Here is a 25,730-nt window from a genome sequence, read left to right as displayed (position 1 = left end):
CGTGGAACTTGTTGCAAAGGCTCGTGCTGGCAATCGTCGGGCACTGGCCCGCTTGATAACCCTGGTTGAAGCTGGCGATGCCCAAGCCCAAACTGCCTTGGCTGCGCTGTATCCCTACACTGGCAATGCCCATATCGTTGGGGTAACTGGCGCGCCAGGCACTGGCAAATCGACCTTGGTGACCCAATTGGCCTTGCATTGGCGCAGCCTTGGGCGCACGGTCGCGGTGTTGGCCGTCGATCCAACCTCGCCATTTAGTGGTGGCGCAATCCTCGGCGATCGGATTCGCATGCAATCCTTGGGCGGCGATAGTGGCTGTTATATTCGTTCGATGGCTAGTCGTGGCAGCCTTGGCGGCTTGTCGCGAGCCACTGGCGATGCAGTTAAAGTGCTCGATGCGGCGGGCTTCGATATTGTGATTGTCGAAACGGTTGGCGCTGGTCAGGCCGAGGTCGAGATTGCCCGTGAAGCGCATAGCGTGGTGGTCGTCGAAGTCCCAGGCATGGGCGATGATATTCAAGCGATCAAAGCAGGCATCTTGGAAATTGCCGATGTGTTTGTGGTCAATAAAGCTGATCGCGAGGGCGTTGAGCGTACCGTGCGCCAATTGCAGATGATGCTGCATCTTGGTAGCGGCGAGCATCGCGATGGCTGGGAGCCGCCGATTGTGCAGACGGTTTCTAACACTGGCAAGAATATCGCCGAAGCAGCGGCGGCAGTTGAACGCCATTTCGAGCATCTCAAAAGCAATAATCTGCTTGAATTGCGCGAACGCGAACGGATTGAGCGCGAATGGAAAATGATTATGCGCGAACGCCTCTTGCGTCAGTTGCTCCAGCGGCTTGAGCCACAGCAATATGAACACTTACTCAATCAAATGGCCGAGCGCCAGCTTGACCCCTATGCTGCCGCTAAGCAGGCGATTGAAACTGTTTTGGAATTGAGCTAGATTTTGTTCCCTCACCCCCAACCCCCTCTCCCACGAAAACGCGGGCGAGGAGGCTCATCCATGTTTTACCGACGTAGTGCGACATTAAAGTCCCGCGCCACGGGTGAGGGAACGCATTACCGCCGCTCAACCAAGAGCACTTGCGGCACGCGCACAAGCGAATCGAGCTTAAACGAACGACTTTCGCTGCTGACCACTAAGCCTGTCGATGAGCCGCCATCAAGATTCAAGGCTGCATCGATTGCAAGATTTTGCTGCACCAACCACGTGCTTAGCTCGGTCAAGGTAAAGCTCGGCCAACTACAGACAATAATCAACAAATGCCCAGATTGATCAAGCGCAATTACGCTGCGACGAGCTTTATCGCCATCGTCGTTGGGCTGCTCGATGGCTGCGCCATGAACAACGAGCATCGGCGCAGATTGTAGCGCTTGATTCAGCACTTCGCTGCTATCGTAGGGTTGTTCGCGCAACGAACGCAACGACCATGCATCAGCACTATCAACTGCGAGCATGCCCCCAAAGCCATCGTATGATGTGCCATTGACTATGCCATCGAAAATTGTGAGTGCTGTGGCCCGCCCTTGGGGATCAAAATAGCCACCGTTGATCACTGCAACTGGATTGAGTGCTGAAGCCCATTCGCTAACTCGGCCCGGGCTGGCTACATCGTAGCCAATGCGCAGCCGAAAATAGGCAGGATCGACCCGCAACACCTGAACATTGGTCACATCGTAGCCAATTTCGCGAAACTCAAGGCCTGGCTCTAAGCGTTGCCATTGATTATCGACCGTGGTTGGGGCGGCGCTATCGGGCGAAATAATCGGGGTGCTGGTGCCACTTGGTTTGAGCACCTCTTGCATATCCGATCGCGAACAACTGATTAAAGCCCCAGCGAGGAGCAAAATGAGGCTCAATCTGAATAAAAAGTGCATAATAATTCCTCACACAAGAGCGTTTATCCTACCATAAGCATTGAATCTGAGGGGTAGGTATAGGTTGAAGAATGGAGTATGAGGGATAGCGGTTATCGACGGCGTATGCAAGGGGTCAGCTTTAACATTAACATTGAGCGTTATTGTGCTAACTACTGACCCCTAGCAGCTGCTTGTATTGGTTCATCACGTTAACCATTGTCTGATCCCCTCGCCCCTGATCCCGCTCGCAAGGCGCGGGGAACCACGCGGTCAGTGCTCCACTCGCCCGCATTCAGTGGGAGAGGGGCTGGGGGTGAGGGCATGCTTCTGGTTGCCAATCCAATAAACCACTACAGCTGCTGGCTAGCGATACCACAAGCCAGCAATATGAATATGCACGGCGTGAACATTCAATTCCGTATATTGTTGAATGCTTTCGATTACCCGTTTGCGCAGCGCATTGACGATTGGTGGCAATTGCTCGTGGATAAATGGAATTAATTTGAGGTGCAGCACAACGCTGGCGCGCTCATCAAAGCGGGTTTGTGGCTCCTCAGCGGATTTTTGATCGTTCTCGGCACGGCCTTCGGCGAGCAATTCGGCGCTTTCGAGTTGAGTTTCGTAAATGCCTTCAATCGTGCCGCTAACCGACTGCACGATTTGGCCAATCACCCCAATATCGATGGTGGTGGTATGGCGATTACTGCGAACTGAACGCACAATTGATTGTTGTTGGGGCATAATGTGCTCCTTGGCTAACGAGTGGGTGTGGCGGTTGGCTGTGGGCTAGCGGTTGGTGCAGCTGCCCCTAAAGCAATCCGTAGGCGCTCCAAGGTACTGCCAATGCTGGCTAAATCCTGTTCGACGCTATCGAGGCGGTTGGTCAAGGCCGCATTGGCAGGAATCGATTCAAGCTCATCAAGCCGCGATTGAATGCTCAACAACGAATTAAGATTCGAATCGATTTGTTTTTGGAGGCTATCGAGGTTGGTTTCACGGGTATTGAGGTTGCTCTCAATGGTTTGCACGCGTTCGCGCAAGCCATCGACCGAGCCGCGTAAATCAGTCAAGCCGCGCAAGGTCGCAGCTTGATCAGTTTGGACGATAATTGCGGTTTGTTGGGCTTGCTCCAGCGCCGCAATTCGCCCTGTGCTATCGGGAAAACTCACCCCAACATTGCGTGGCCCATACCACATCACTAAGAGCGCTAGCGCCGCCCCCAGCCCAGCACTGACAATAATCGTCAAAGCCGAACCAACAAGGGTGGCCAAACATCCACGTTTTTGTTTAATCACAATCGGTTTCGGGGCATCGGTTTGTTCGCTCATTTGATGTGGCTCTCCATACCATCCGCAGATGGTCGCATTTGGCTTAATAATACTCGAATCTAGCCAATACTCAATATGACCCCAAGCAAGTTTGTATCCGCCACGCGTGGCGCAACTTTGCCCGTTAACCAAGCGTCTAGAAGCAGCAGAGAAATTCTTGTTCAGCTTTGAGGTAGTTATGATTCTGATGCTTGTGTTGGTAAGTATTGGCGGTTTGGTCTTGCTGCGGGCGCTGGTAGGCCAGGCAATTGTTCGACAGCAGCATTGGCAGCGCGCTATACTCGCAATTGGCTTCCTGCTCGGCGTGTTGGTCGTGTATAGCATTCCAATCTTTTGGCCAACAAGCTCAAACCTAGAGGCTGATGCAAGCAGTCAGTCGAGCAATGGCGCTGGATTGCAGGCAACTCTTGCGCGACTGAACCAAGCTGAATCAACCACAAACCCTGCCTACACAACCCTGTTGAACGATTACACCACCTACCACGCAGTGTTGGTGGTTGAGGGCGGTTTGTTTACGCTTGCGCTCGGCGCTCTCAGTATTGTTCTGTGGCGACGGTTTAAACGCGCCAAAACCCCAAACCAAGGATTTTGGTCATTTGAGCGTAACGTGTATGCCTATGTCGGGCTGGCAAGCACAACGCTGGCACTTGGGCTGCTATTAATTGTGGCAGCGAATCTGAGCAATGTGATTAATGCTCAAGCGGGCTTTGCCAAAACCATTCCCGATCTGCGCAGTTCTGCTGGCACACCCAAAGCTGCGCTCTACCAAGCAGTTGATAGCTGGGCCGAAACAGGCAGCGCTGCAACTCCCACAATCTTGCAACATCAAATCGACAATCGGCTGGCATGGCAAGGCCCAAAAGCGCTGGTAGCGAGCATCTTGCTGCTGGTTTTTGCCTTTGCCACCGCCAAGCTCTGGCAAAAACTCATTCGCGCCTCACGCTCAAACCAAGGTCGCTGGAAGCTCCAAGGCCAAGCTCAACTGGCCTTGGGCATTCTCGCCGTGCCTACAACTGGCTTGTTAATGATAATGGCTTTAGCCAATACTCAAGCCTCATTGGCCCCAATAACCTTGACCTTGCTGTTTAGTTAGGCTACACCAATAGGTAAAATATAGCTTAAACATGACCATAATCAAGGCTTAACTTTGGGTTGCTAGCATAGGCCAATTCGAGTAACGAGAATGGCTATGCAGTTGCAGGCACACAGTAGTTTGGCGCTTAATCAACTCATTCGGTTGGCGTATCTGATGGCAATTGCCGTTGGCAGCTTTGGGCTTGGCCTGATTGGCTATGGGCTTTGGCTGGCAACCTTCGATTGGTGGCATTGGCTGTTAATCAGCCTTGGCGGTTTGTGGCTGTTGCTGCAAATTGGCTTGATTGTAATCTTGCAACGCAAACGACGGGCAATTGAGCAATTAACTGCCGTGGTTGAGGTCTTGGCAACCGCCGATTTGAGCGTGCGCGCACCAAATTTGGGCACTGACGAACTGGGCGAATTGGCTCAATCGATCAATCTGGCTGCTGAGCATTTCACCAACTTGCTGACCAACCAGCGCCGCGAAACCCAGCGCGAACGGGCAATTTTGGCGGCAATCGACGATGGCGTGATTGTGTGCGATCAGCTTGGCCAAATTGTGTTGCTCAACACTGCTGCCTACAACATTATTGCCATGGCCGAAGCCGAACGCCTGCAAACCACCCACGAACAGCCCAATTTGAGCGTGCGCTTTTATGCAGCACTTGAGGCCGTGCAACCAGCCTTGGATCAAGCCTTGGGTCGCCCGCACATCAAGCCCGCCGAACGAGTCTGTTTTGCTGGGCGCACCTATCGCTTGAGCGCCAACCCAATTTGGGTCGACGATCAGCGTATGGGCGCGGTGGCAATTTTGCACGATATGAGTGCGCGGGTTGAGAGCGAACGGCTGCGTAGCGATTTTATGGCCTTGGCAGCCCATGAATTGCGTTCGCCGTTGACCAGCATTCGTGGTTTTGCCGATATGCTGCTGTGGAGCAACCCTGAGCATTTTAGCCCCGAAGAAATGAGCTATATCGAGGGCATTGGCCGCAACATTCAACGCCTGACCGAACTTATGAACGAAGTTGTTGATTTGGCGCGGCTGGAAATTCAACGCAATGAACATACCCCGCAACCAGTTGATCTGCGCACAGTGCTGAAGGCGGTACTTGATGAATTTCGGCCACGTGCTGAGCGCAAAAAACTGCAATTAGAATGTGTATTGCCTAACGAATTGCCGTTGTTGAGCCTTGATCCGCTGCATTTGCGCCAAATTAGCCACCACCTGATTAGCAATGCGATCAAATATACACCCGAGCATGGCCAGATTCAAATCGAAGTTCAACAGCGCATTGATGATGTGCTGGTGGTGGTGCGCGATACGGGCATTGGCATTTCACTGCGTGAGCAACCACGAATTTTCGGGCGCTTCTTTCGCAACGACAACCCGTTGTCGCGGGCAGCAGGCGGCACTGGCTTAGGCTTATCAATCGCCAAAGCCTTGGTCGAGATGAATCATGGCTCGATTTATTTCGAGAGCATTGAGGAAGCAGGCACAACATTTTATGTGGCCTTTCCGCTGGCCTTGGTATGCGAACCCTTGCCGCATAATCCCGCCAGCGTCCTTGATGTTGCTTAGTTCTCTCACCCCTTAACCTGCTCTCCCACTGAACGCGGGCGATGGGGAACCGCCATTATTCAGCGACGAGTCGCGATAGAACCACAGGGTTAAAGCCCCTCGCCCGCGCCACGGGCGAGGGGTTGGGGTGAGGGAACTTAACCTCGCTAGCCAATGTTGGGTTGTGCTTTCATCCCTCATCCTTCATCCTTCATCTCTGAATTCACCGATCGTACAAGCGCAAACTTGGAATACGAAAAGCAATGATTATGGCGGCTGTAACACAGATCGCGCCACCGAAAGCAATTGCTGCTGGCGCGCCAAACAAGGTCGCGGCAATTCCAGCCTCAACTTCGCCCAGCAATGGCCCGCCTTGAAAAAACAACATATTGGCCGAAGTCGCCCGCCCGCGCAATTCATCGGGGGTGTTCAATTGGCGAATCGTGCCGCGCAACACAGCGCTGACTGTATCGGCAGCTCCAGTGCCCGCCAAACCTAAGAGCGCAATCGGCAAACTTGGCGCTAAGCCAAAGACCATGGTTGCCAGCCCATACAACACGACCGAAATCACCACCACCATCCCTTGGCGACGCGGGTTGCCAAACCACGACATCGCTAGGGCTGCGATTAACGCACCCGTTGCTGGCGCTGCATACATCAAGCCCAAGGCCTTTTCATCGACTTTCAAAACTTGATCGGCAAATAATGGCAAGAGCGTAGTTGCCGCGCCACAGAAGGTCGCGACAAAATCAAGCACCATCGTCGACCAAATAATTGGCGTTCGGCTAACAAAGCGTAAGCCTTCCCAAAGCGAGCCTTTGACAACAGGTTTAACCTCGGTTGGCGCATAATTGCCCCGCATTTGCCACAAGCCCAAAACCACCGCGCCATAGCTTAGCGCATCGAGCAAATAAACCAAGGCAATCGAATGAGTCACAAACCAGCCGCCCAAGGCTGGGCCTGCAATATTGCCAATTTGCCAAGCAATCATGTTCAAGCTTAATGCTGTTGGCAGCACTTCACGCGGCACTAAACGCGGAATCAGCGCTTGGCGGGCGGGTAAATCGAAGGTTTTGGCGCTGAAAAAGATAATCATAATGCCATAGAGCAGCCATAAATTAATCAATTCAAACCACGATAAAACCGCCAATACCAACGATAAACCCATCAGAATGCTTTGGGTGACGATCATCAACCGTCGTCGATCAACCCGATCAGCCAATAAGCCCGCCCGCAAGGCCAGCAAAATCAAGGGAATAAATTGAAAAAAGCCAATCAAGCCCAGAAAAATTGCTGAATTAGCTCCAGGAATCGCCTCGGCCAAACGATAAACCTGAACATGCAAAGCCACCGTGTGCATCTGCGAGCCAGCAATCGAAATCAGCTGGCCACTCCAGAGCAGCCGATAATCACGATGGCGTAAAGCAACCAACGCCGATGGTTGGCGCGGAGTCGTTGAATCTGAAGCCATGAGCAAGCCCTTTATTGATGATTAAAGTGAGATATGATTATAAGCTAGTTTGCTGCCGATGAATCTCAATCGCAGCAATAACTGAACGCTATCGCTTGAGCACAAAAAAGCCGCTAACAGCCAACGCTGCTAGCGGCCAACTAAGCGCAATTTTAGAATTCGAGCTTGGCGCGGGCAATCCCGCCACGTCCGCCCTGAACGGTCAATTCAATCACGCCAGGATTGGGCACATGCACGACCCACTCGACTTTGGCGCGATCAGTGGTTGAGCCATTGCTAAACCCAAAGAATGAAACTCGCCCCGAACGGCCTTCCAAATCGCCAATCGTGGTTTTGGCTTGGCCCAGCTTAAGGCTCGCACCTTCTGGCAACTGCAACAGCGCCTCAAGCGGCAAGGTAGCTTTACGCTCGCGGCCTTTTTGCGAGCCATAGCTTGGCAAATAGCCTTCATTTTGCACCACAGCTTGCAAACGATAAACGTTATCGCCCAAGCTTTCAAGCTCAAAACTGCTAATCGTGGTGAATGGGGCAATCGCAGCATGCTCCAAGGCAAATTGGGTCACTGGCGCAATCGTTTCGAGCAATTTGGCTGGCGGTGGGTTGCGGAAGGCAAACATCGGATGCCAGCCGCCAATTTCAACCGCGCCAAGCTGTGGATGCTCAAACGGAGTCCAATCGTAGAAGCACAAGCCCTCGCCATGCTCATCAACCCATTGCATAATTTTGAGATCGTCTTCTTCTGGGTGTTCCTTGAACCATTCGATAAATTTGCGATCTTTAATTCCCGCCGAACCAACGAGATCCCAAAATTCAACTGTCCAAGCAAACATGCCCAAATGATCGTAGACCCAATCATCAAACACCCCGGTAATTACATCTTTGGGGTGATAGCGAAAATCGTGGTAGACCGAAACGCTTGGCCAGCCAGTAATTTCGGTGCCACGCTTGCCCAAGGCCTTGAACACATCAAGATCGTGGATATTCATCTGATCGTCTGCACGATCGCCGTAGGGCCGCAACAGCACGCCAGAATAGGTGTGGTAGGTCAGGCCGCTATGAATTTCTGGGTGATCAACGATAAATTGCACGACCGCGCGAATTTCTGGCTCGGAGGTTGGATACGGCCCAGCGCCATACTGCTCGGCTTCTGGTCGCCAATCGACAGGAAAATTACGATTAATATCCAAGCCTTCGATTGAGCGGCTAAGCTTGATATTGACCCCATCATAATTTTGAATCAAGCCCTCGGGCAAAATTCGATAATAGGTGCCGCCAATTTCGTAGGGCTTCCGTTTGACCATCACCCGTGGATCGTGCTCGGAAACCCGCCAATCGCCATTCGGATCGACCAAGCGCATTTGTAGAATAATTCCGTCGTCGTTGATGTCCTCTTGGTACAGGCCATCGATGCGCTCGGCATACGGATAAGGTCGCACGCTCGAACGCACAACATACGGCGTAGTCAGCGCCCGTTCAGCGCCATCGGGATTGAAGCGCGGCAAAATGTAGAAGGTCGTGCGATCGAGCAAGCGTGTGCATTCAGGATCGTTGCCATAGCCCTTGAGCAAGGTATCGATCAAGTGCAAGCCGGCCATTGCGCCGGTTACTTCGCTGGCGTGAATATTGGCATCGACCCAAAAAGCTGGCTTCTCACGGGGCGTGCCAGTTGCATCGTTGGTCAGTGTGGCCAGCCATAAATCGCGGCCTTCGTAACTTTTACCAATTGATTGCAGGCTAATCAATTGGGGATATTCAGCAGCGAAACCTTCTAAGGCAGCCACCAACTCATCAAAACGATAATAGCGTGTGTAATCGATTGCGGACATGACTCCTCCATAACGAACTCTATGCATAATATTGCATATTATGCATTATTCTATGTGCTTGATGCAAGCCCAAATTAACCCAAAACCCCCTTGGATGACCAATCATCCAAGGGGGTTTTATGCCAACAGGCAGGTGATTTAGACGGTTGCAGGTGTTTCGCTGCGCTTGCGCAAGTTCGAGCCAAGCCCGCCACCGAGGAACAAGCCCCAGAGTAAGCCCAAGCTCATAGCATGCACAAACACAACCCCGCGCACTTCGTCGTCCCAGCGTGGCAAGAACACAATCACCAAGAACTGGACAACCGGAATAACCATCAAGGCTACGCCCAAGCGCACAAAGCCTTGCGCAACTGGTTGGCCGCGCAAGTGATTGCTAAAGCCGGTCACAATCCAGGCGATAAAGAAGAAGATTGTGGCAGTGACAACTGGCAACAAGACCAAGATGTCGCCAATTGCGATGCTCAACACTTTGGTCGAAGATGGCAGCGTATTCGACAAGGCTTGGGTCCCGAAGGTCAAGCCAAAGAAGGCTGCAACCATCACAACCAAGGTAACGACGAACGCAATCAGGCCGCCGCGCGCAGCTTTGCCCCACAAAGCAATGGTATTGGCCAATACGGCATAGCCGATTGCACAAGCCCACAGCAAGTAGTACATGATATCTTTTTTCTCTTGCAGCGATGTCGCAAAATCGCCAGCCATGTATGGGCCACTGCTGGTGGTCCAGATTGCGCCAAAGATGGTGTAAACCAAGGCAAATGGCACAAAGATGACCAGGTCAAGCATGCTCACGCCTATGTTATTCAACCATTTTTTCATTGAATGGCCTCCTTAGAAGGCTTTTAGGCTGGCGACAGCATGCCATCGCCAGCGCGTGCTTTACCGAGTCAGGGTCTTCAAGTAGGCGATAACTTCGAGAATCTTATCTTCGCTAAGGATCTGGCCTTGTGGTGGCATTGCCCCATACGAAGCGCCATCTTGAGGATCTGGGCCAACACCTGGGCCGCCGCCGCCATTCGTGATCCAATCTAAGACATTTTCGTCGTTGACTGGATTGCCGTTAGGCAGGGTGGTGCCAAAGGCTTTGGTACCAGTTTCGCCGAACAAACCTGCCAAGCCAGGGCCTACGCCGCTAGCATCGGTTTTGTTGTGGCAGCTGATACAGTAGGTGTTGAAGGTTTGCTTGCCAGCTTCAGCCACTGGATTATCCAATGGTGGCTCGTTTGGCGTTGCGGTTGGTGGCAAGCCAGCTTCGGTTGTTGCAGCCCACGATTTGGCTGAATCAAGCGCGACTGGCGAAATTGCGCCACCTTGCATCGACATCACATACGCAGCGATGGCTTTAATTTGGTCATCGCGCATGCCTTGCAATTTCCATGCAGGCATGGCCGTGCCAGTTTTGCCATAGGCAATAATCCCTTCGACATAGTTGCGCAATGAGCCATATTTTTTCTGAATCCCGTTTTCGCGGGTAAAGGCTTCGGTGCCTGGGCCTAAGCGACCTTGCAAATCGGAAAGCTTAGGAGCACCTTTGTTGCCTGGGCCTTGGCCTTCGCCAGCCAAACCGTGGCAGGTGGCACAATATTGTTCGTAGTTGCGCTGCCCGAACTCCAATTGCAAAGCATTTTGGCGCAATTCGGTGGCAGCCAAACGTTGGTTCGTTTGGCCAATCCAGATAAAGCCAAGCAAGGCAACTGTTGCGAGGGTAAACAGCAGCGAAACTGCAATGTTTTTCGTCATAGGACGTGTTTCCTTATTCGACACGGCCCACGCAGCAACGTAGGCCGTGGATAAAAAACTTAGTTTCGTGGTTCCGTATCGCCAACGTGAACAACCCCATTCCGGTTGAGGAATTTATATTGGGTATAGCGGCTCTTTTCGGGAGTTTCGACCAAATTACCTTCTTTGTCGTAACCCGCCGTCGTCCATTCCATATCCAAGGTTACACGTTTTTGTAGAAGCCCATCAACTGCTGTTGAGAATTCGGCAGTATCGGTAGCTTGTTGATAGAGCCATGGCTCGATCGTCAAGGTAACAGTTGGGCGAACAAACAGTACGTCATATTCGGCCCATTTTTGCACGTCGTGTTTGAGTTCAAGCAGCATTTCTTTGAACACTGGCGAGAGTGCTTCTGGCGCTGGGCCTTCGGCTACCCCAAATTCGCCTTCAACAAAGGCATCTTTGGTTGCGTCGTAATAGACTTTATAAACGAATTTTTCTTGCGGCACTTGGTCGAATGGCACTTCCATCACGCGACCTTCGCCTTCAACTGGCACATATGAAACGGCCAATTCGTTCGAACCGACTTTTTGAATCCCGAAGGCGGGCAAGCCACCATACGAAACGACAACAAAGACGATCAAGGCTACAATCCCGCCAGCAACCGCAAATTTGCGATCTTTGAAGCGGCGTGAAGGGTTGCGGTCGATGTATGGCAAGAGGAACAGTGCGCCGAAGATAATCCCAGCGATGCCCAAGCCCCAAACGATCTTATCACCAAGCTTCAACATCCCTTGCAACCAGAAGAAGTACCATGGTGCTTGAGTGTGTTGCGGGGTTTCCAAGGCGTTGGCGTGATTTTCCAGCTTGGCATCCCAGAAGAAGTTGTTGATAAAGATAAAGGTAAAGGTCAAAACTACAATCACTGCCAACTCAAAGAACACTTGGTCGGGCAAGAAAGGAATTTTGCGCTTGGTTGGTTTTTTGTTTTCAAACAATTCGTGAATTGGTGAGATTTCTTGCTTGCGCACTGCATAGTAGTGAATACTGATGAAAATAATCGTCAGCATTGGCAACATAAAGATGTGCAGCAAGTAGAAGCGCAAGAGTGCGCCAGCGCCAATTTCTGCGCCCCCACGGAGCAAGCGGCCAATCGCTGGCCCAACCCCAGGTGCTGCGTCAGCCATCGACGAACCAATCGTCACCGCCCAGAACGCCAATTGGTCCCATGGCAAGAGATAGCCAGAGAACGACAACAACAGCGTCATAAAGAGCAGGATCATGCCCGTAAACCAGATAAACTGGCGCGGAGCTTTATACGAAGCCGTAAAATAGGTTCGCAGCATGTGCAAAATCACCACTGCAACCATAAAGTGCGCGCCCAAGCGGTGAATATTCCGCATCAGGCCGCCCAACGGCACGTCGTTCATAATCTGCGTCATGGTCGCATAGGCTTCGTTTGGCGATGGCGAATAATAGATCATCAAAACGAGACCAGTAATCGCCTCAAGCACAAAGAAGAAAAACGACATCCAGCCAAGCCCCATGGTGTAATACCATGCGGTTGCTTCTTCAGATAACGAACGGGGACGAATGTGATACCAAAAACTATTCGAGTGCACCCGCATCCGTGGGTTTGGACGTGGTGCTGGCCCCCCACGCAGGGTTTCGCGCCACTCACGTGCGCCCATCGAAGGGAAGAACGAGCGGCCTACCTCGGTTAGCCAGCCACCCAAGCCCTTGCGCTTGCTTTCAGGCGATACAGCCATACGGAAACTCCTTCGTGACTGGGTAAACTAGCCGTGAGTTAGACCCGTCTTCTTTTTCCCAGTGTCTACTACCAATGCGCCATCTTCTACAGTAACCGGAAACTGATCAAGGTTCCGAGGCGCTGGGCCAAGCACGTAATGGCTGTTACGTTCAAACGTCGAGCCATGACATGGGCAGATAAAGCGATTTTGTGAAGCTTGAAACGGAATCAAACAGCCCAGGTGGGTACATACTTGATAGATTGCAATCAAATATGCGCCATCGCTGGTTTCGACCCCAACATCGTTATCGTTGGTCGAGACGATGCCGTTTTCAGCTGCACCTTTGGTTTTATCAACCTTAACAATGTAAAATTTACCAGCAGCATTTAATTCTGGTGCTTCTTCAGCGGTGTAGCTATCGCCAGAGCGAGCAAGGGTAAATTTGCCGCCAAACTGGCCTTTCTTAATCCGTGGGTAGGCAAAACCGCCTGTAACCCAGTCGGCACCACCAGTCAATTCATTAATTAACTCGTCGTCTTGGTTGGGCGCAATAATGCTGCCAAGCCCAAGTGCCGTTAACACAGCCATTGAGCCAGCCGTCGCATACGCCATAAATTCGCGCCGATTGAGTCCTAGCCGCTCGCCAACCGGCTTGCCAACTTTGGTACGAGTAACAGGGCTAACGCCTGCTTTGGCAGCCACCGCCTCTGCTTCGGCCTGCGAGACGATCCGCCGCCCTCCAGATTGTTTCGGGTTTTCAGCCATTATTCGGTTCTCCTAGCCGCCTTGGTTGTCGTTTGGATATCGTGGCAATGTCAAAAAAATACCGCGCACAGACGCTGAGGCGGGGTCACTCGGTATTGTAACACATTGCACAAAGGAGCGTCAAACGCATACCACAGCGATTTTTTGCCTTTATAAAGGCCTATTTCGCAATCCGACCATGCCAGTTTTTAGCTACTTTAGCAGTTTTTTCAGCTACTCGCTTGGTGCGCTTTGCTCAACATCTGGGTCTAAATGCCACAACGAAAAGAATTCTTTGTCTTGGTCAGCACGATGCACGTAGACTTCGCCCAAATAGGAAATTGCATTCGGTCGCTCGCAATCAAGGCAACGATAAATATCATACTTAAACCGTGTGCTGACTGGATTGGAGACCGTCGCATTCACTTCATAGGCATCAGTGTTTTGGCTACCACACCAAGCACATTCCACCGGATAAACGATCACCCACAACGAGCGCCGAAAACGCCGCGGCGATTCGCGCACTTTGCGCCGCACAATCCGGTCGGGCCAGCGAATATCCACCATGGCCTCGCGACAGGTCGGGCAACGCCGTAGCTCATGCTGCAAAGTCACCTGCGGGTTGACCACGCTAATGATTTCGCCAGCAACGACTGGCCCACGATAGTCGCACCATAAACAGCCTTGAGGTTTATCATCCATATATCTGCCTCGTCATTTAATTAATTCAGTCTATTAATCAGTAATTATACCCATGATTTTTAGGGGTCAGGGTTCAGAAATGAGGGGCCAGTAAGAACATAGAACATAGAACATAGAACATAGCAGAAAGTCAGAAGGCAGAAATAAAGGATGAAGGATGAAATGCCAAATCAAAAGTCAAAAGTCAAAAAGGGATGAAGGCTATGGGTTATGGGCTGTTGGCTATCGGTCAGCAGGAACCTAATCCTAAACATCTGTGCCAATCTGTGGCAAACGGAAAGGATGAAGGATGAAGGATGAGGGATGAAACCTATAGCCAACAGCAATTCGTGCAATTCGTGCAATTCGTGTAATTCGTGGCTAAAATTCTTCGTGCTCTTCGCGGTTTCCGACTCTCTAACCCCTCGACGTTGAGCGAGTTAAAACAAAAATCCCCTGCACCGAACTGATTCAGCGCAGGGGAGCAAGTATACATTCAATTAGTCGTGAAGCACGGTGAGATGCTGATCGGTTAGGCGGGCCAATTCGCCAACGGTTTCGCGATCGAAGGCGAATTTTGCCCCAGCTGCGGCAAACAATTGGCTCAGTGGCTTGGTATTGCCCAAGGCCAAAGCCGAACGATATTGAGCAACCGCTTGCGCTTGATCCTGCATTGCATTGCGCCAAACTTGCAGCGCACCCAATTGGGCCAAGCCATATTCAACGTAATACAATGGCGCTTCGAAAATGTGCTGCTTGCGATGCCAACCTGTGGTATGCACATCCTCCAAGCCGCTCCAATCAACAACGCTTATAAAGCGCGTGTAGAGATCTTTCCACACTGCGTCAAGCTGCTCGGCGGTCACATCTTCTGGGGCTTCAATATACACCCAGTGTTGGAAGGCATCGACGGTTGCCATGTACGGCAAGAAGTTGAGCATGCTCCAAAGGTGCTCTGAGCGGGCACGGCGGGCATCGGCTTCGCTATAGAAGCCGCCTTTATCTTTGGTCAAATAGGGTGCTGCCAACAATTCCATCGCCATCGAGGCCACTTCGCAGAATTCGATTGGTGCATCGTAATTCCAAATGATGTCGTTGGTTGCCGATGATTCCATAAAGTGGAAAGCATGGCCGCCTTCGTGCAACATGGTTTGCACATCGTCGTGCGTGCCAACTGCATTCATAAAGATGTATGGCACTTTGGAGACAAACATGCCGCCACAATAGCCACCTGGCGCTTTGCCAGGTCGCGATGCCAAATCGAGCCAGCCGTCACGCATGCGGGTGTATTGCGCGCCCAACTCAGGATCAACCTTATCAAAGATGGTTTGGCAGACGCTTTCCAGCTCATCGGCATTTTGGAACGGGGTCAAGGCTGGGCGCGATTGCGAATCAACCATCATATCCCAAGGCCGCAAGCGCTCAACACCTAATTCCTGCTGGCGCACGGTCAACCATTTTTTAACCAAGGGCACAACTTCATGCTCAATCGCATCGTGGAAGGTGCGGCAATCTGCAGGCGTATAATCGAAGCGGCCATATAAATCCCACACATAATCCAAATAGCTGGCTTTGTTGGCGTTGGCGGCAATTTGGCGGCGCAGCTTAAGTTGTTTGAGATAAATTTCGTTGAACGCAGCCCGATCTTGCAAGAAGCGGCTGTGATAAGCCCGCCATGCACCTTCACGAATACTGCGATCCGGGTCGCTAAATAGCTTGACCACTGCTTGCATGGTTAGGGTTTCGCCTTGCCATTCGATGCTCATTGCGCCCATCAGCTTGCTAAATTCGGCACTCAAGCGATCAACTTCGGTCAGCAAGGGCACGTTTTCTTCGCGGAATAAATCGGCTTCGGCCCGAAATCGGCGCAGCATTTCCTGCATTTCGGCGGGGAAGATTGCTGCATCAAGGGCCAAAAATTTTTCTTTCAACACTTGGCCAGCAACCTTGGATTTGGGAGTCAACTCTTCGATGGTGTAGAGATACAGCTCTTCGGCAGCTTTATCTTGGGTATTTTCGGTCATCGCGCGATAGGCACTAAAGCCAAATTCTTGCAGATGCGCCTCCAACTCGCTCCAGCGGCTCAACCAAGCGGTTGCATTCTCAGCCGAAAGCTCCTCAGCGGCAAGTGCATCGTAGTAGGGCTGAACTGTGGCCCAATCGCGTGGGTCAATCTTCAAACTCATGCCAGAACTCCTTGCTAGATTATTGCTACTCTCAAAGGGCCAAACCACCGCAAAACCATACACAAAAAAAATCGCCCTCGTTGAGGGCGATTGCGAGTGGTGGGCGGTACTGGACTCGAACCAGTGACCTCCACGATGTCAACGTGGCGCTCTAACCAACTGAGCTAACTGCCCACGCGCCCGCGTATACTACCATAGCTCTCAACTTTTTGCAAATTCAAGGCTTTGCTCTGCTGGCTGCCGTTGGGCCAAGTGCACCCGCAGCCCATGCTTCACCCCAAGCGTAATTTGCGGATCATACTCGACGCGCTGGGTTGGGTCAAGGGTGAAATCGTAATGCTGCATGATCGTTGCCAACAATAATTGGGCTTCCATCATGGCAAACACGTTGCCAATACACACCCGCGAGCCAGCGCCAAACGGAATATAGGCATATTTATGCCGTGCCCGTTCTTGCTCCGAGCTGAATCGTTCAGGGTCGAAGCGTTCTGGCTCAGGCCAATAGCGTGGATTATGGTGCATCGCATAGGGCGAAACCATCGCTGCTTGGCGTGGGGTAATCGTTTGGCCAAGCACCGTAATATTTTCGGTTGGTATGCGGGCGCTCAAGGCATAGGCTGGCGGATACATGCGCAAGACTTCTTTGATCACCATTTCAGTGTAGGGCAATTTTTGCAAATCTTGCAAGGTTACCGAGCGGCCTTGCAGCACCTCGTCGACCTCTGCTTGTAAGCGTTGGCGCACCTCAGGATGCTTGCTGAGCAAATAGCTACACCAAGTCAAGGTGTTGGCGGTCGTTTCGTGGCCTGCCAAAAACAGGGTCACCACTTCATCACGCACTTGTTGGTCATTCATGCCTTGGCCATTGCCATCGTCGATCGAAAGCAACAGCATCGACAACAGATCGCCAGTATCTTCGCCACTGGCGCGCCGTTCGCGAATAACGCGCTGCACCACTTGGTCAATTTGCTTGCTGGCATGTTCCAAGGCCCGATTCGCACGGGTTGGCACCCAGCGCGGCAAGGGCACAGCCTGCTCGGAAATAATCGTGAAATTGACTTGAATATCTTCCAAGGCTTGGCTAACTTGGCGAACTTCTTGCTCGCTAATGTCTGCATTAAACAGGGTTTTGGTCACAATCGTTAGGGTCAATTCCATCATGGCCTGATCCATATCGAGAATCGCCCCATCGTGCCAGCGTTTGAGCATGGCTTCGGTGTGCTCAACCATGGTTTCTGCGTAGGCCTGAATCCGCTTCATATGAAATGCGGGCTGCACCAGTTTGCGCTGCTTTTGATGATCAGCGCCATCGTTGCTGAGCAAGCCATTGCCCAAAAAGCGCGAAAGCAACTCGCGATCGCCAGCATTTTTGCGCACTTTATCGCGATTGGTTACCAAGAGTTCTTGAATGCCATTGGGATCATTGACCAGATAGACACGAAACGGCCCCATCCGACAGGTTGTAAAATCGCCGTAGCTGGCCAAGTATTCGAAAAAGCCCAATGGACCGTATTTTTGCAAATCGCGTCGGCTGCCACCAAGGCGGGTTCCTTTTGGGCCAGGCAACATTTTAACCGTCATCGACCACCTCCAAGCTGAATATGCTGTATTGTTGTTTCTTAATTCCGTTGTTTACGCCGCAATGGATATTTATGAATTCCGTTCATAAATAATACGCGATCGGCATAGCCAAAAGCAAGCAGCTTTGGATGAACAATTGTTAAGAGAAATGTGGTGCAGTGGCCTGGAACCAGAACAATGGTTAAACGTATTATTGGAGTCGATTTCACATATGTGGAGTACATACAATGAGTTATCGTGTTCCAACAAACAATCAGCACTTAAAACTCCAGCCTGGCGAAGAGATTCTTTGGCAAGGCCAGCCAGTCCAAGGCTTTAAATTTTATCCAATTGATCTAGTTCCTTTGGTAATTGGCATATTCTGGCTCTATTTTATAATTACGAAGTTTATTATTGGCGAGCATGGGCAACAGCTTCCAACGGCGCTGCCGATAATAATGTTCGGATTATTTTCCTTACATGGAGGATACCTGGTATTTGGTCGATTCTTGTTTAGTCGCGCTTTGCGTCGCCAAACAACCTATATGCTTACCAATCGTAGGGCGTTAATTCACATGCATTGGTTGAATCGCGATTATCAACATAGCTACGATTTAGCTCGGCTCAAGTCAGTTATGCTTGATCGCCTGCCCAATGGCCAGCAAAGTATTATCTTCGATAATAAACGCGCATTACCCCCATATTTATTTCTTGGCGTAAATAGTGGATTTGCTACTTTTTTTGAAGGCATACCCAATGCTGAAGCGCTCTATCAGCAGATTCTTGCTTTGCAAGCATCGTTGCGCAGCAAGCAAACGAGCGGCTAAATCACCTCTGCTGATCAAGGCAGATGGGACTTTTGCGGCACATTTGTTTCTTGACGCTGAATCTTGCGATTGCTATAATTGAAAAGCCGAAGTTGCAACGGCGCATCCTCTTCTTAACCATCCTCTGGCAGCGACCATTCACAAATTTCATCAACCTGCCAGAACAATCGCCGTCCTTTGGTGTTGGCTCATTTTCAGTCGGCTTTGTGCGTTCCTCGGTATCTATCGGCGGACCCCACCCCTCCGTCGTCGCTCTGTTCCCGCCGCGTGGCGGTGATGTAGGAGGCCAACTATGACGACTCCCTCCGGCTCGCAACTGATGTCCTTGCTGAGTACCTTACAAGACCAGCAAAACTATCAGAATCTCCATTGGGTTGGCTCTTTTCAGGATTATTTGGATATTGTGACCAGTAATCCAAAAGTCACCCGCAATGCCTTCCAACGAATTTACGACATGATTATGTCGTATGGGCTGGAAGAATTCATCGATGCCAAGAAGAAGTTAATTCGTTATAACTTCTTTACCACCAACGAATTCGACGAGCAAGATGCCATCTTTGGCTTGGAAATTCCCTTGATGCGCTTGGTTAATTTTTTCAAGGCTGCTGCCCATGGCTATGGCACGGAAAAACGGGTGCTGCTGCTGCATGGACCAGTCGGCTCAGCCAAATCAACCATCGCCCGCCGCCTAAAACGTGGTCTCGAACGCTATTCGCGCAGTGAACATGGCGCACTCTATACGTTCGATTGGTTTTTGGGCGATATTGAAGATCTCGACGCTGGCGAGGTGAAGGATGCTGATTGGGACCCCTGCCCAATGCACGAAGATCCTTTGCACTTGATTCCGCTCGAAATGCGCGAAGCATTTTTAAAGGAATTCAACGCCAACCTCGAACCAGACGAACAGATTACAATTACTGGCGACCTTGATCCTTCGTGCCGCTATAATTTCCGCGATTTGATGCGGCGCTACAACGGCGATTTTTCTAAAGTACTGCGCCATGTCCGTGTACGCCGCTTCGTTTTTTCCGAACAAGATCGGGTTGGCATTGGCACATTTCAACCAAAGGATGAAAAGAATCAAGATAGCACTGAATTAACTGGCGATATTAATTATCGTAAGATTGCAATCTATGGTTCTGATAGCGATCCACGCGCTTTTAGCTTCGATGGTGAATTTAATATTGCTAATCGTGGCATTATTGAATTTGTTGAAATGCTTAAGCTCGACACAGCATTTTTATACGATTTGCTTGGTGCTTCCCAAGAACATCGCATCAAATCCAAGAAATTCGCGCAAACCCATATCGATGAAGTTATCGTTGGTCATAGTGTAGCTGGTAATACCCCGATTCCTTATCGCTACAACGGCGTGCCTGGCTGGACAACGCTAGAACAGCTTTGCGCTCGATTTAACGCCGATAGTAGCGGTCTTGAAGTGCTTGCATTTGATTTCAATCGTGCATCTACAACTTGGACTCCAGTTAAAACAATTTTCCGCCATCGATTTAGCGGCAATATGCTTACAACTTCGCAAAAGTGGGGGGTTGTTGAAACCACGCCTAATCATTCGATCTATTCACGCTCAGGCCAAACCTTCTTTCCTGAAGAAGGGCTGGAGTTAGCCGCAGTGCGCTGGCTTGATGATAGTTGGATTAAGCCCGAGGCCCAATGGCAGCCAATTGATGTGATTCAAAATATCGATGGCTTTATTCGTGATGATGTGGTGCGATTTGCCAATGGTGGCAAGTTAACCAAACCATGCCAACCAGGTTGGGCACGCCTCAATTTACCGCGCCATGCAACCCAAATTAAAGCAATTTACGACCCGCAACACGACCAACAAGAACTTAAAGATCTCATCACAGTAATGGTTTGGTACGCTACCGAAGGCCATATCAATGGCCGCAATGGAGGCATTGTCATTAGCCAAAACGATCGTGATGAGTTAGAGCGAGTGCGGCAGGCGTATGCCAACATCACAACGGCCCATGGTTCAATCGATGCTGGGGCAAAAACCGATAATTGCTGGCGGTTGTACCTGAGTTCGCAAGCGATTGCTGCTTTGGTTAAATATCATTGTGGAGAACACTCTGAATTCAAGCGCTTGCCTGATTTCCTATTCAATTTGCCCAAGCTCTATCAACAACATGCCTTTGAAGAATTAATGCGCACCGATGGCTCACGCAAAATAGCCCGCGCTGTTGGTGAAGTATGTAGCGATGAGTATCGCGATACATTCTTCGAATATAAAACCCTTTCATCATTACTCGCAACCCAAGTTGGCACCTTATCAACCTTGCTTGGCCACGATTACAGCGTTTATCGGCTTGAACGAGAGGATCGCACTCCTGCGTATCGCGTACGCTTCGTTTCTGGTTCAGGCAAACGTGGTGGCCGCCACAACCGCTTTGAAAACCGCTTAACCGCCCGACCAGTTGTCGATGAATGGGTTTACGACATTGAATGCGAAGGAATTCATAATTTTGTCTGCGGTTTAGGCAACGTGGTTTGTCACAACACCAATGAACCAGAATTCCGTAAGCTTGAAAATAATGAGTTTATGGAAGCACTAAAAGACCGTACTGTGCGAATTGATATTCCTTATATTACGCGCTTGCGTGATGAAATTCGAATTTACGAAAAGGATTTCAATTCGGAGAACGTACGCGTGCATATTGCGCCACATACGATCGAAGTTGCCGCCATGTGGGCAATTTTAACTCGCCTCGAAGAACCAAAACGCGCAAACTTGACCTTATTGCAAAAAATGAAGCTTTACAATGGCAAATCGTTGCCTGGCTTCACTGAGGATAATATCAAAGAATTGCGCAAGGAATCACGCCGCGAAGGCATGGAAGGCATCTCACCACGCTATATCCAAGATAAAATTAGCAATGCCTTAGTTAATTATCAAAGTGATGGCGGCATCAATCCATTTATGGTGATGAATGAGCTAGAAAGTGGCCTCAAAACCCATTCATTAATCACTAATGAAGAAGATCGTAAACGCTATCGTGAACTCTTGGCAATTGTCAAAGAAGAATACGCCGATATTGTCAAAAATGAGGTACAGCGTGCAATTTCTGCCGATGAGGAAGCAATTAAGCGCTTGTGTGCTAACTATATCGACAATATTAAAGCCTACACTCAACGCGAAAAAGTACGCAATAAATTTACTGGAGCCTACGAAGAGCCAGACGAACGGCTGATGCGCTCGATCGAAGAAAAGATCGATATTCCCGATAATCGTAAGGATGATTTCCGACGTGAAATTATGAATTACATCGGAGCATTAGCAATCGAAGGCAAGACGTTTGATTATCGCACGAACGAACGACTTCATCGAGCCTTAGAACTTAAACTGTTTGAAGATCAAAAAGACAGCATCAAACTGACCAGTTTGGTTTCGAGTGTTGTCGATAAAGATACGCAAGAAAAAATCGATGTCGTCAAAACCCGCTTAATTCGCGATTTTGGCTATAACGATCAAAGTGCTACCGATGTGCTGAATTATGTTGCGAGCATTTTTGCTCGTGGCGATGCGACTCAGCGCAAGTAGGCTCGGACAAAGCGAGCGGGTTCAATGATGCATCCGCTCGCTTGCGTGCGTTCCTTCCACTAACAATCAACGGTGAGCCTATGCAACGAGTTGAACGTGATCTTAATCGCTTCCGCCAAATTGTGCGGGGCAAAATTAAAAAAGATCTGCGCAAATATATTTCTCATGGCGAGATGATTGGTCGCCAAGGCAAACGCTTGGTCTCCATTCCTGTGCCATCAATCGATTTACCGCGCTTTCGCTTTGGCAAAAATCAAGGCGGCGTTGGCCAAGGCGAGGGCGAGAACGGCGATCCAATCGGGCGCGGCGATGGCTCGCAGCCAGGCGCAGGCGAGGCAGGCGAAGATTCGGGCCAGCATTCGCTTGATGTCGAGATGACGATCGACGAACTGGCTCAATTGTTGGGTGAAGAACTCCAACTGCCCAATATTCAGCCCAAAGGTAGCAAGAATATTATCTCGCAAAAGGATAAATATTCGGGCATTACCAAAGTTGGGCCAAATTCGCTGCGCCACTTCAAACGCTCCTTCCGCGAAGCGCTGAAACGCCAAGTCGCCTCTGGCCAGTACGATCCCGATGATCCGGTGGTGGTACCGATTCGCGATGACATGCGCTTTCGAACTTGGAAAACCACCGAAATGCCCGAAAGCAACGCCGTGATTATCTACAGCATGGATGTTTCTGGCTCGATGGGTCAGGAGCAGAAAGAGCTGGTGCGGGTAACTGCATTTTGGATTGAAACCTGGCTGCGTTCCCAATACAAGCATCTTGAAATGCGCTACATCGTGCACGACGCAGCAGCCAAAGAAGTAACCCAAGACGTTTTCTATCGGATTCGCGAAGGCGGTGGAACCAAAATTTCCTCGGCCTACCGCTTGGTGCTCAAGTTAATCGATGAGCATTATTCACCCGACGAATGGAATATTTACCCGTTCCATTTTTCCGATGGCGATAACTGGGGCGGCGGCGACACACGCGAGTGTGTTGAAATACTGCGTAACCAGATTTTGCCCAAGGTTAACCTTTTTTGTTATGGTCAAGTGCGTTCGTTGTATGGATCAGGGCGTTTTGCTCATGATCTGAACGAAAATTTTCGTGCCAACGAAACCATGGTCGTTTCAGAAATTGCTGACCGCGACGATATTTACAATGCAATCAAGGCCTTTTTAGGCAAAGGAAAATAGTAAGTATGAAGGATGAGGGATGAAGGATGAACATGCTAGCTAAATCTGAAATTAATCCAAATTTCTAATTTAGCTAGCATTCTACTTAATTTCGGAGGACTTAACATGCAAAAGGATGTTGGTCGTGATGATTTACGCCAACGTACAACTCGTTTTGCACTCCAAATTATTCAATGTTATGGCTCACTACCAAATCGGGCAGAAGCAACAATCTTAGGTAAACAACTTCTTCGGTCAGGCACATCAGTTGGGGCTAATTATCGTGAAGCCCATCGTTCACGATCAGATAACGAGTTTATTGCAAAACTTGGGATCTGCTTACAGGAATTAGAAGAAACTGATTATTGGCTAGAATTATTACTTTTGGCCGATTTTCAAACAGCGATCGTTATTAATCCTTTACGTGATGAGACATCACAATTAATTGCTATTTTTACAACCATCGTTAAGAAGAAACGCTTACAACTTAAAGAACCAGCTACAATATATGAGTTCGATGACCAAAAAGAATCATCGTGAAGATATTATGAACGATTGTAGCATGAATCTATTCATCGTTGATCTTTAATCCTTTGTTGAATATTTTCATCCTTCATCCCTCATATTTCATCCTTCCAAAGAGAGGTTTCTATGCCACTCAGCAACAACGATTTACCGCTTAATCTTCAAAAAGCATGGGAGCAAATAGATGGTCATGCCAAGCGTTATGGCCTCGATTACTACCCAATTGTCTACCAAATCCTTGATTATAATACGTTGTATGAAGTTGCTGCCATGGGTGGTTTTCCCCGACGCTACCCGCATTGGCGCTTCGGAATGGAATATGATCAATTAATCAAGGGCCATGTCTATGGATTAAGCATCATTTATGAAATGGTGATTAATACTAATCCAGTGTATGCCTATTTGCTCGAAGGCAATATGATTGTTGATCAGAAAACGGTAATGGCGCACGTTGCAGGCCATGCCGATTTCTTCAAGAACAATATGTGGTTTGCTCCAACCAACCGTAAAATGCTCGATGTTATGGCAAATCATGCAGGGCGAGTACAACGCTATATCGATCGTTATGGCTACGAAGCTGTCGAAGCATTTATTGATACCTGTTTATCAATTGAAAACCTGATCGATTATCACTCACCGTACATTAATCGCCCTGAAGCCCAAACCAGCCAGCCAATCGTTGAAGATGACGATATTGAAGTAGCCGAAGGTTTGCCATTCGAACGTGCATATATGAAGGATTTTATTAATCCACCAGAATTTCTACGCCAGCAACGCGAAAAATTATTAGAAGAACAGCAAAAAATGCGTAAATTCCCCGAAAACCCGCAGAAAGATGTGCTGTTATTCCTAATGAATTATGCGCCGCTTGAGCGTTGGCAGCATAATATTCTGGAAATTGTGCGCGACGAAGCCTATTATTTTGCCCCACAAGGCATGACCAAAATTATCAACGAAGGTTGGGCGAGCTTTTGGCATAGCCGCATTATGACCACGCACGCCGCCGAAACCTCGGAAATCGTCGATTTTGCCGATCATCACGCGGGGATTGTGGCGGCCCATCCTGGGCGCTTAAATCCGTATCGCTTGGGTTTGCTGTTGCTGCGCGACATCGAAGATCGCTGGAATCGCGGGCGCTTTGGCAAAGATTGGGAGCAATGCGACGATATGCGCGAAAAGCGTGAATGGGATCTGAAGCTTGGCAAAGGTATGGAAAAAGTCTTTGAAGTGCGGCGTTTCCACAACGATATTACCTTTCTCGACGAGTTTCTTACGCCCGAATTTTGCGTCGAGAACAAGCTATTTACCTTCAAGCACAATAACGATAGCGATTTGTATGAGATTGTTAATCGCGATTTTGGCGCGATCAAATCGCAGTTGCTCAGCGGCCTGACCAACTTTGGCCAGCCCTATATCTACGTTGAGGATGCCAACTACAACAATCGCGGCGAATTGTATCTGCGCCATCGCCATGAAGGCAACGATTTGCGCTTGGATTATGCTCGCGACACGCTCAAACATATTCAAACGATCTGGACGCGACCAGTCAACCTTGAAACGGTGCTTGAGGATAAAAAACGCTTATTGACCTTCGATGGCAAGGAATATAGCGAACGCCGCATTGATTAATTAAGCTCATTTTTTCCACCCTTCCGTCCCGCCAGCGGGAAACGCAGGGGGCTTTAATCCCCCTGCACCCCCTCAATGGCAATCCGCGACCAAACCGCATCCATTGATGAACCTGCGGATGGGTGGTGGACAGCGAAAACCGACCCTTCGATGGGGTTGTGGTGTGGGAATATGCCGGTTGCCAACTCAATGAACCAGTGCGGCTTTTGCTTTCTGACTTTTCCCGACCCCCAGCCCCCAACAACCGATCCCCACCC

At 49.9% G+C, this 25,730-nt stretch carries 21 protein-coding genes and 1 tRNA gene; 8 read left to right on the top strand and 14 right to left on the bottom strand.

All coding sequences use genetic code 11. The features are described 5' to 3' along the window. The first annotated feature begins 1 nt into the window (after window position 1). Window positions 2-949, top strand: a complete 948-nt coding sequence (gene meaB / locus C5S61_RS12820) for a methylmalonyl Co-A mutase-associated GTPase MeaB (RefSeq protein WP_205701399.1) — start codon at window positions 2-4, stop codon at window positions 947-949. 116 nt (window positions 950-1,065) lie between these two features. Here meaB and C5S61_RS12815 read toward each other — a convergent pair whose 3' ends face one another. The 3 genes from C5S61_RS12815 to C5S61_RS12805 all read right to left on the bottom strand — a co-directional run bounded on the left by C5S61_RS12815 (window position 1,066) and on the right by C5S61_RS12805 (window position 3,194). Beyond that, on the bottom strand, window positions 1,066-1,884 hold the full coding sequence (locus C5S61_RS12815) for a phosphodiester glycosidase family protein (protein WP_110515442.1): 819 nt from the start codon (window positions 1,882-1,884) through the stop codon (window positions 1,066-1,068). A gap of 345 nt (window positions 1,885-2,229) precedes the next feature. Next, window positions 2,230-2,607: an Asp23/Gls24 family envelope stress response protein gene (locus C5S61_RS12810; protein WP_110515441.1), complete on the bottom strand. Its 378-nt coding sequence runs from the start codon at window positions 2,605-2,607 to the stop codon at window positions 2,230-2,232. A 14-nt stretch (window positions 2,608-2,621) separates the two neighbouring features. After that, window positions 2,622-3,194 carry a hypothetical protein gene (locus tag C5S61_RS12805; RefSeq protein ID WP_110515440.1) on the bottom strand — a complete coding sequence of 191 codons (573 nt, stop codon included), beginning with the start codon at window positions 3,192-3,194 and terminating at the stop codon, window positions 2,622-2,624. 178 nt (window positions 3,195-3,372) lie between these two features. Here C5S61_RS12805 and C5S61_RS12800 point away from each other — a divergent pair, with 178 nt between their 5' ends. After that, window positions 3,373-4,287: a hypothetical protein gene (locus C5S61_RS12800; protein ID WP_110515439.1), complete on the top strand. Its 915-nt coding sequence runs from the start codon at window positions 3,373-3,375 to the stop codon at window positions 4,285-4,287. A gap of 96 nt (window positions 4,288-4,383) precedes the next feature. After that, window positions 4,384-5,850, top strand: coding sequence for a HAMP domain-containing sensor histidine kinase (locus C5S61_RS12795; protein WP_164689422.1), 1,467 nt, complete (start codon window positions 4,384-4,386; stop codon window positions 5,848-5,850). 202 nt (window positions 5,851-6,052) lie between these two features. On the opposite strand, the gene C5S61_RS12790 is transcribed toward C5S61_RS12795, so the two are convergent. From C5S61_RS12790 to C5S61_RS12745, 10 genes are all read right to left on the bottom strand, one after another. Beyond that, window positions 6,053-7,300 (bottom strand): MFS transporter, encoded by a 1,248-nt coding sequence (locus C5S61_RS12790; protein ID WP_110515437.1) that lies wholly within the window; start codon window positions 7,298-7,300, stop codon window positions 6,053-6,055. A 152-nt stretch (window positions 7,301-7,452) separates the two neighbouring features. Beyond that, window positions 7,453-9,126, bottom strand: a complete 1,674-nt coding sequence (locus C5S61_RS12785) for a M14 family metallopeptidase (protein ID WP_110515436.1) — start codon at window positions 9,124-9,126, stop codon at window positions 7,453-7,455. Between the two features lie 138 nt (window positions 9,127-9,264). Then, window positions 9,265-9,945 carry a hypothetical protein gene (locus tag C5S61_RS12780; RefSeq protein ID WP_110515435.1) on the bottom strand — a complete coding sequence of 227 codons (681 nt, stop codon included), beginning with the start codon at window positions 9,943-9,945 and terminating at the stop codon, window positions 9,265-9,267. A 60-nt stretch (window positions 9,946-10,005) separates the two neighbouring features. Then, window positions 10,006-10,866 (bottom strand): cytochrome c, encoded by an 861-nt coding sequence (locus C5S61_RS12775; protein WP_110515434.1) that lies wholly within the window; start codon window positions 10,864-10,866, stop codon window positions 10,006-10,008. A gap of 59 nt (window positions 10,867-10,925) precedes the next feature. Beyond that, window positions 10,926-12,614 carry a cytochrome b gene (locus C5S61_RS12770; RefSeq protein ID WP_110515433.1) on the bottom strand — a complete coding sequence of 563 codons (1,689 nt, stop codon included), beginning with the start codon at window positions 12,612-12,614 and terminating at the stop codon, window positions 10,926-10,928. Between the two features lie 27 nt (window positions 12,615-12,641). Continuing rightward, a complete protein-coding gene (locus tag C5S61_RS12765) occupies window positions 12,642-13,361 on the bottom strand; it encodes a QcrA and Rieske domain-containing protein (RefSeq protein ID WP_110515432.1) in 720 nt (239 codons plus the stop codon). A 213-nt stretch (window positions 13,362-13,574) separates the two neighbouring features. Further along, window positions 13,575-14,042 carry a hypothetical protein gene (locus tag C5S61_RS12760; RefSeq protein ID WP_110515431.1) on the bottom strand — a complete coding sequence of 156 codons (468 nt, stop codon included), beginning with the start codon at window positions 14,040-14,042 and terminating at the stop codon, window positions 13,575-13,577. Between the two features lie 479 nt (window positions 14,043-14,521). Further along, entirely contained in the window at window positions 14,522-16,207 is a 1,686-nt protein-coding gene (locus C5S61_RS12755) for a M3 family oligoendopeptidase (RefSeq protein ID WP_110515430.1), read from the bottom strand. 97 nt (window positions 16,208-16,304) lie between these two features. Next, window positions 16,305-16,381: transfer RNA gene (locus C5S61_RS12750), tRNA-Val, on the bottom strand. Window positions 16,382-16,408: 27 nt separating this feature from the next. Further along, window positions 16,409-17,788: a cytochrome P450 gene (locus tag C5S61_RS12745; protein ID WP_110515429.1), complete on the bottom strand. Its 1,380-nt coding sequence runs from the start codon at window positions 17,786-17,788 to the stop codon at window positions 16,409-16,411. A 227-nt stretch (window positions 17,789-18,015) separates the two neighbouring features. Between C5S61_RS12745 and C5S61_RS12740 the strand changes: the two genes are divergently transcribed. The 5 genes from C5S61_RS12740 to C5S61_RS12720 all read left to right on the top strand — a co-directional run bounded on the left by C5S61_RS12740 (window position 18,016) and on the right by C5S61_RS12720 (window position 25,473). Continuing rightward, entirely contained in the window at window positions 18,016-18,594 is a 579-nt protein-coding gene (locus tag C5S61_RS12740) for a hypothetical protein (RefSeq protein WP_110515428.1), read from the top strand. A gap of 292 nt (window positions 18,595-18,886) precedes the next feature. Then, window positions 18,887-22,156, top strand: a complete 3,270-nt coding sequence (locus tag C5S61_RS12735) for a serine/threonine protein kinase (RefSeq protein WP_110515427.1) — start codon at window positions 18,887-18,889, stop codon at window positions 22,154-22,156. An 80-nt stretch (window positions 22,157-22,236) separates the two neighbouring features. Further along, complete coding sequence (locus tag C5S61_RS12730) at window positions 22,237-23,340, top strand: DUF444 family protein (protein WP_110515426.1); 1,104 nt, start codon at window positions 22,237-22,239, stop codon at window positions 23,338-23,340. Window positions 23,341-23,445: 105 nt separating this feature from the next. Further along, window positions 23,446-23,859 (top strand): four helix bundle protein, encoded by a 414-nt coding sequence (locus tag C5S61_RS12725; protein ID WP_110515425.1) that lies wholly within the window; start codon window positions 23,446-23,448, stop codon window positions 23,857-23,859. Between the two features lie 111 nt (window positions 23,860-23,970). After that, window positions 23,971-25,473 carry a SpoVR family protein gene (locus C5S61_RS12720; RefSeq protein ID WP_110515424.1) on the top strand — a complete coding sequence of 501 codons (1,503 nt, stop codon included), beginning with the start codon at window positions 23,971-23,973 and terminating at the stop codon, window positions 25,471-25,473. A 53-nt stretch (window positions 25,474-25,526) separates the two neighbouring features. On the opposite strand, the gene C5S61_RS27105 is transcribed toward C5S61_RS12720, so the two are convergent. Next, window positions 25,527-25,730: hypothetical protein (locus C5S61_RS27105; RefSeq protein ID WP_205701398.1), on the bottom strand; the 204-nt coding region annotated here is incomplete at its 5' end.

Origin of the sequence: Herpetosiphon llansteffanensis, assembly GCF_003205875.1 — a bacterium.
In the GTDB taxonomy this organism is placed as follows: domain Bacteria; phylum Chloroflexota; class Chloroflexia; order Chloroflexales; family Herpetosiphonaceae; genus Herpetosiphon; species Herpetosiphon llansteffanensis.
The sequence above is the reverse complement of the archived record's forward strand: the minus strand, read 5'-3'. Positions and strand labels throughout refer to the sequence as shown.

Excerpts from the sequence above, each read along its gene's own strand:
- C5S61_RS12800 (WP_110515439.1), top strand. The coding sequence starts at position 3,373 with ATGATTCTGATGCTTGTGTTGGTAAGTATTGGCGGTTTGGTCTTGCTG.
- C5S61_RS12815 (WP_110515442.1), bottom strand. The coding sequence starts at position 1,884 with ATGCACTTTTTATTCAGATTGAGCCTCATTTTGCTCCTCGCTGGGGCT.
- C5S61_RS12765 (WP_110515432.1), bottom strand. The coding sequence starts at position 13,361 with ATGGCTGAAAACCCGAAACAATCTGGAGGGCGGCGGATCGTCTCGCAG.
- C5S61_RS12780 (WP_110515435.1), bottom strand. The coding sequence starts at position 9,945 with ATGAAAAAATGGTTGAATAACATAGGCGTGAGCATGCTTGACCTGGTC.
- C5S61_RS12770 (WP_110515433.1), bottom strand. The coding sequence starts at position 12,614 with ATGGCTGTATCGCCTGAAAGCAAGCGCAAGGGCTTGGGTGGCTGGCTA.
- C5S61_RS12735 (WP_110515427.1), top strand. The coding sequence starts at position 18,887 with ATGACGACTCCCTCCGGCTCGCAACTGATGTCCTTGCTGAGTACCTTA.
- C5S61_RS12775 (WP_110515434.1), bottom strand. The coding sequence starts at position 10,866 with ATGACGAAAAACATTGCAGTTTCGCTGCTGTTTACCCTCGCAACAGTT.
- C5S61_RS12740 (WP_110515428.1), top strand. The coding sequence starts at position 18,016 with ATGAGTTATCGTGTTCCAACAAACAATCAGCACTTAAAACTCCAGCCT.
- C5S61_RS12805 (WP_110515440.1), bottom strand. The coding sequence starts at position 3,194 with ATGAGCGAACAAACCGATGCCCCGAAACCGATTGTGATTAAACAAAAA.
- C5S61_RS12720 (WP_110515424.1), top strand. The coding sequence starts at position 23,971 with ATGCCACTCAGCAACAACGATTTACCGCTTAATCTTCAAAAAGCATGG.
- C5S61_RS12745 (WP_110515429.1), bottom strand. The coding sequence starts at position 17,788 with ATGACGGTTAAAATGTTGCCTGGCCCAAAAGGAACCCGCCTTGGTGGC.
- C5S61_RS12810 (WP_110515441.1), bottom strand. The coding sequence starts at position 2,607 with ATGCCCCAACAACAATCAATTGTGCGTTCAGTTCGCAGTAATCGCCAT.
- C5S61_RS12795 (WP_164689422.1), top strand. The coding sequence starts at position 4,384 with ATGCAGTTGCAGGCACACAGTAGTTTGGCGCTTAATCAACTCATTCGG.
- C5S61_RS12760 (WP_110515431.1), bottom strand. The coding sequence starts at position 14,042 with ATGGATGATAAACCTCAAGGCTGTTTATGGTGCGACTATCGTGGGCCA.
- C5S61_RS12785 (WP_110515436.1), bottom strand. The coding sequence starts at position 9,126 with ATGTCCGCAATCGATTACACACGCTATTATCGTTTTGATGAGTTGGTG.
- C5S61_RS12790 (WP_110515437.1), bottom strand. The coding sequence starts at position 7,300 with ATGGCTTCAGATTCAACGACTCCGCGCCAACCATCGGCGTTGGTTGCT.
- C5S61_RS12725 (WP_110515425.1), top strand. The coding sequence starts at position 23,446 with ATGCAAAAGGATGTTGGTCGTGATGATTTACGCCAACGTACAACTCGT.
- C5S61_RS12730 (WP_110515426.1), top strand. The coding sequence starts at position 22,237 with ATGCAACGAGTTGAACGTGATCTTAATCGCTTCCGCCAAATTGTGCGG.
- C5S61_RS12755 (WP_110515430.1), bottom strand. The coding sequence starts at position 16,207 with ATGAGTTTGAAGATTGACCCACGCGATTGGGCCACAGTTCAGCCCTAC.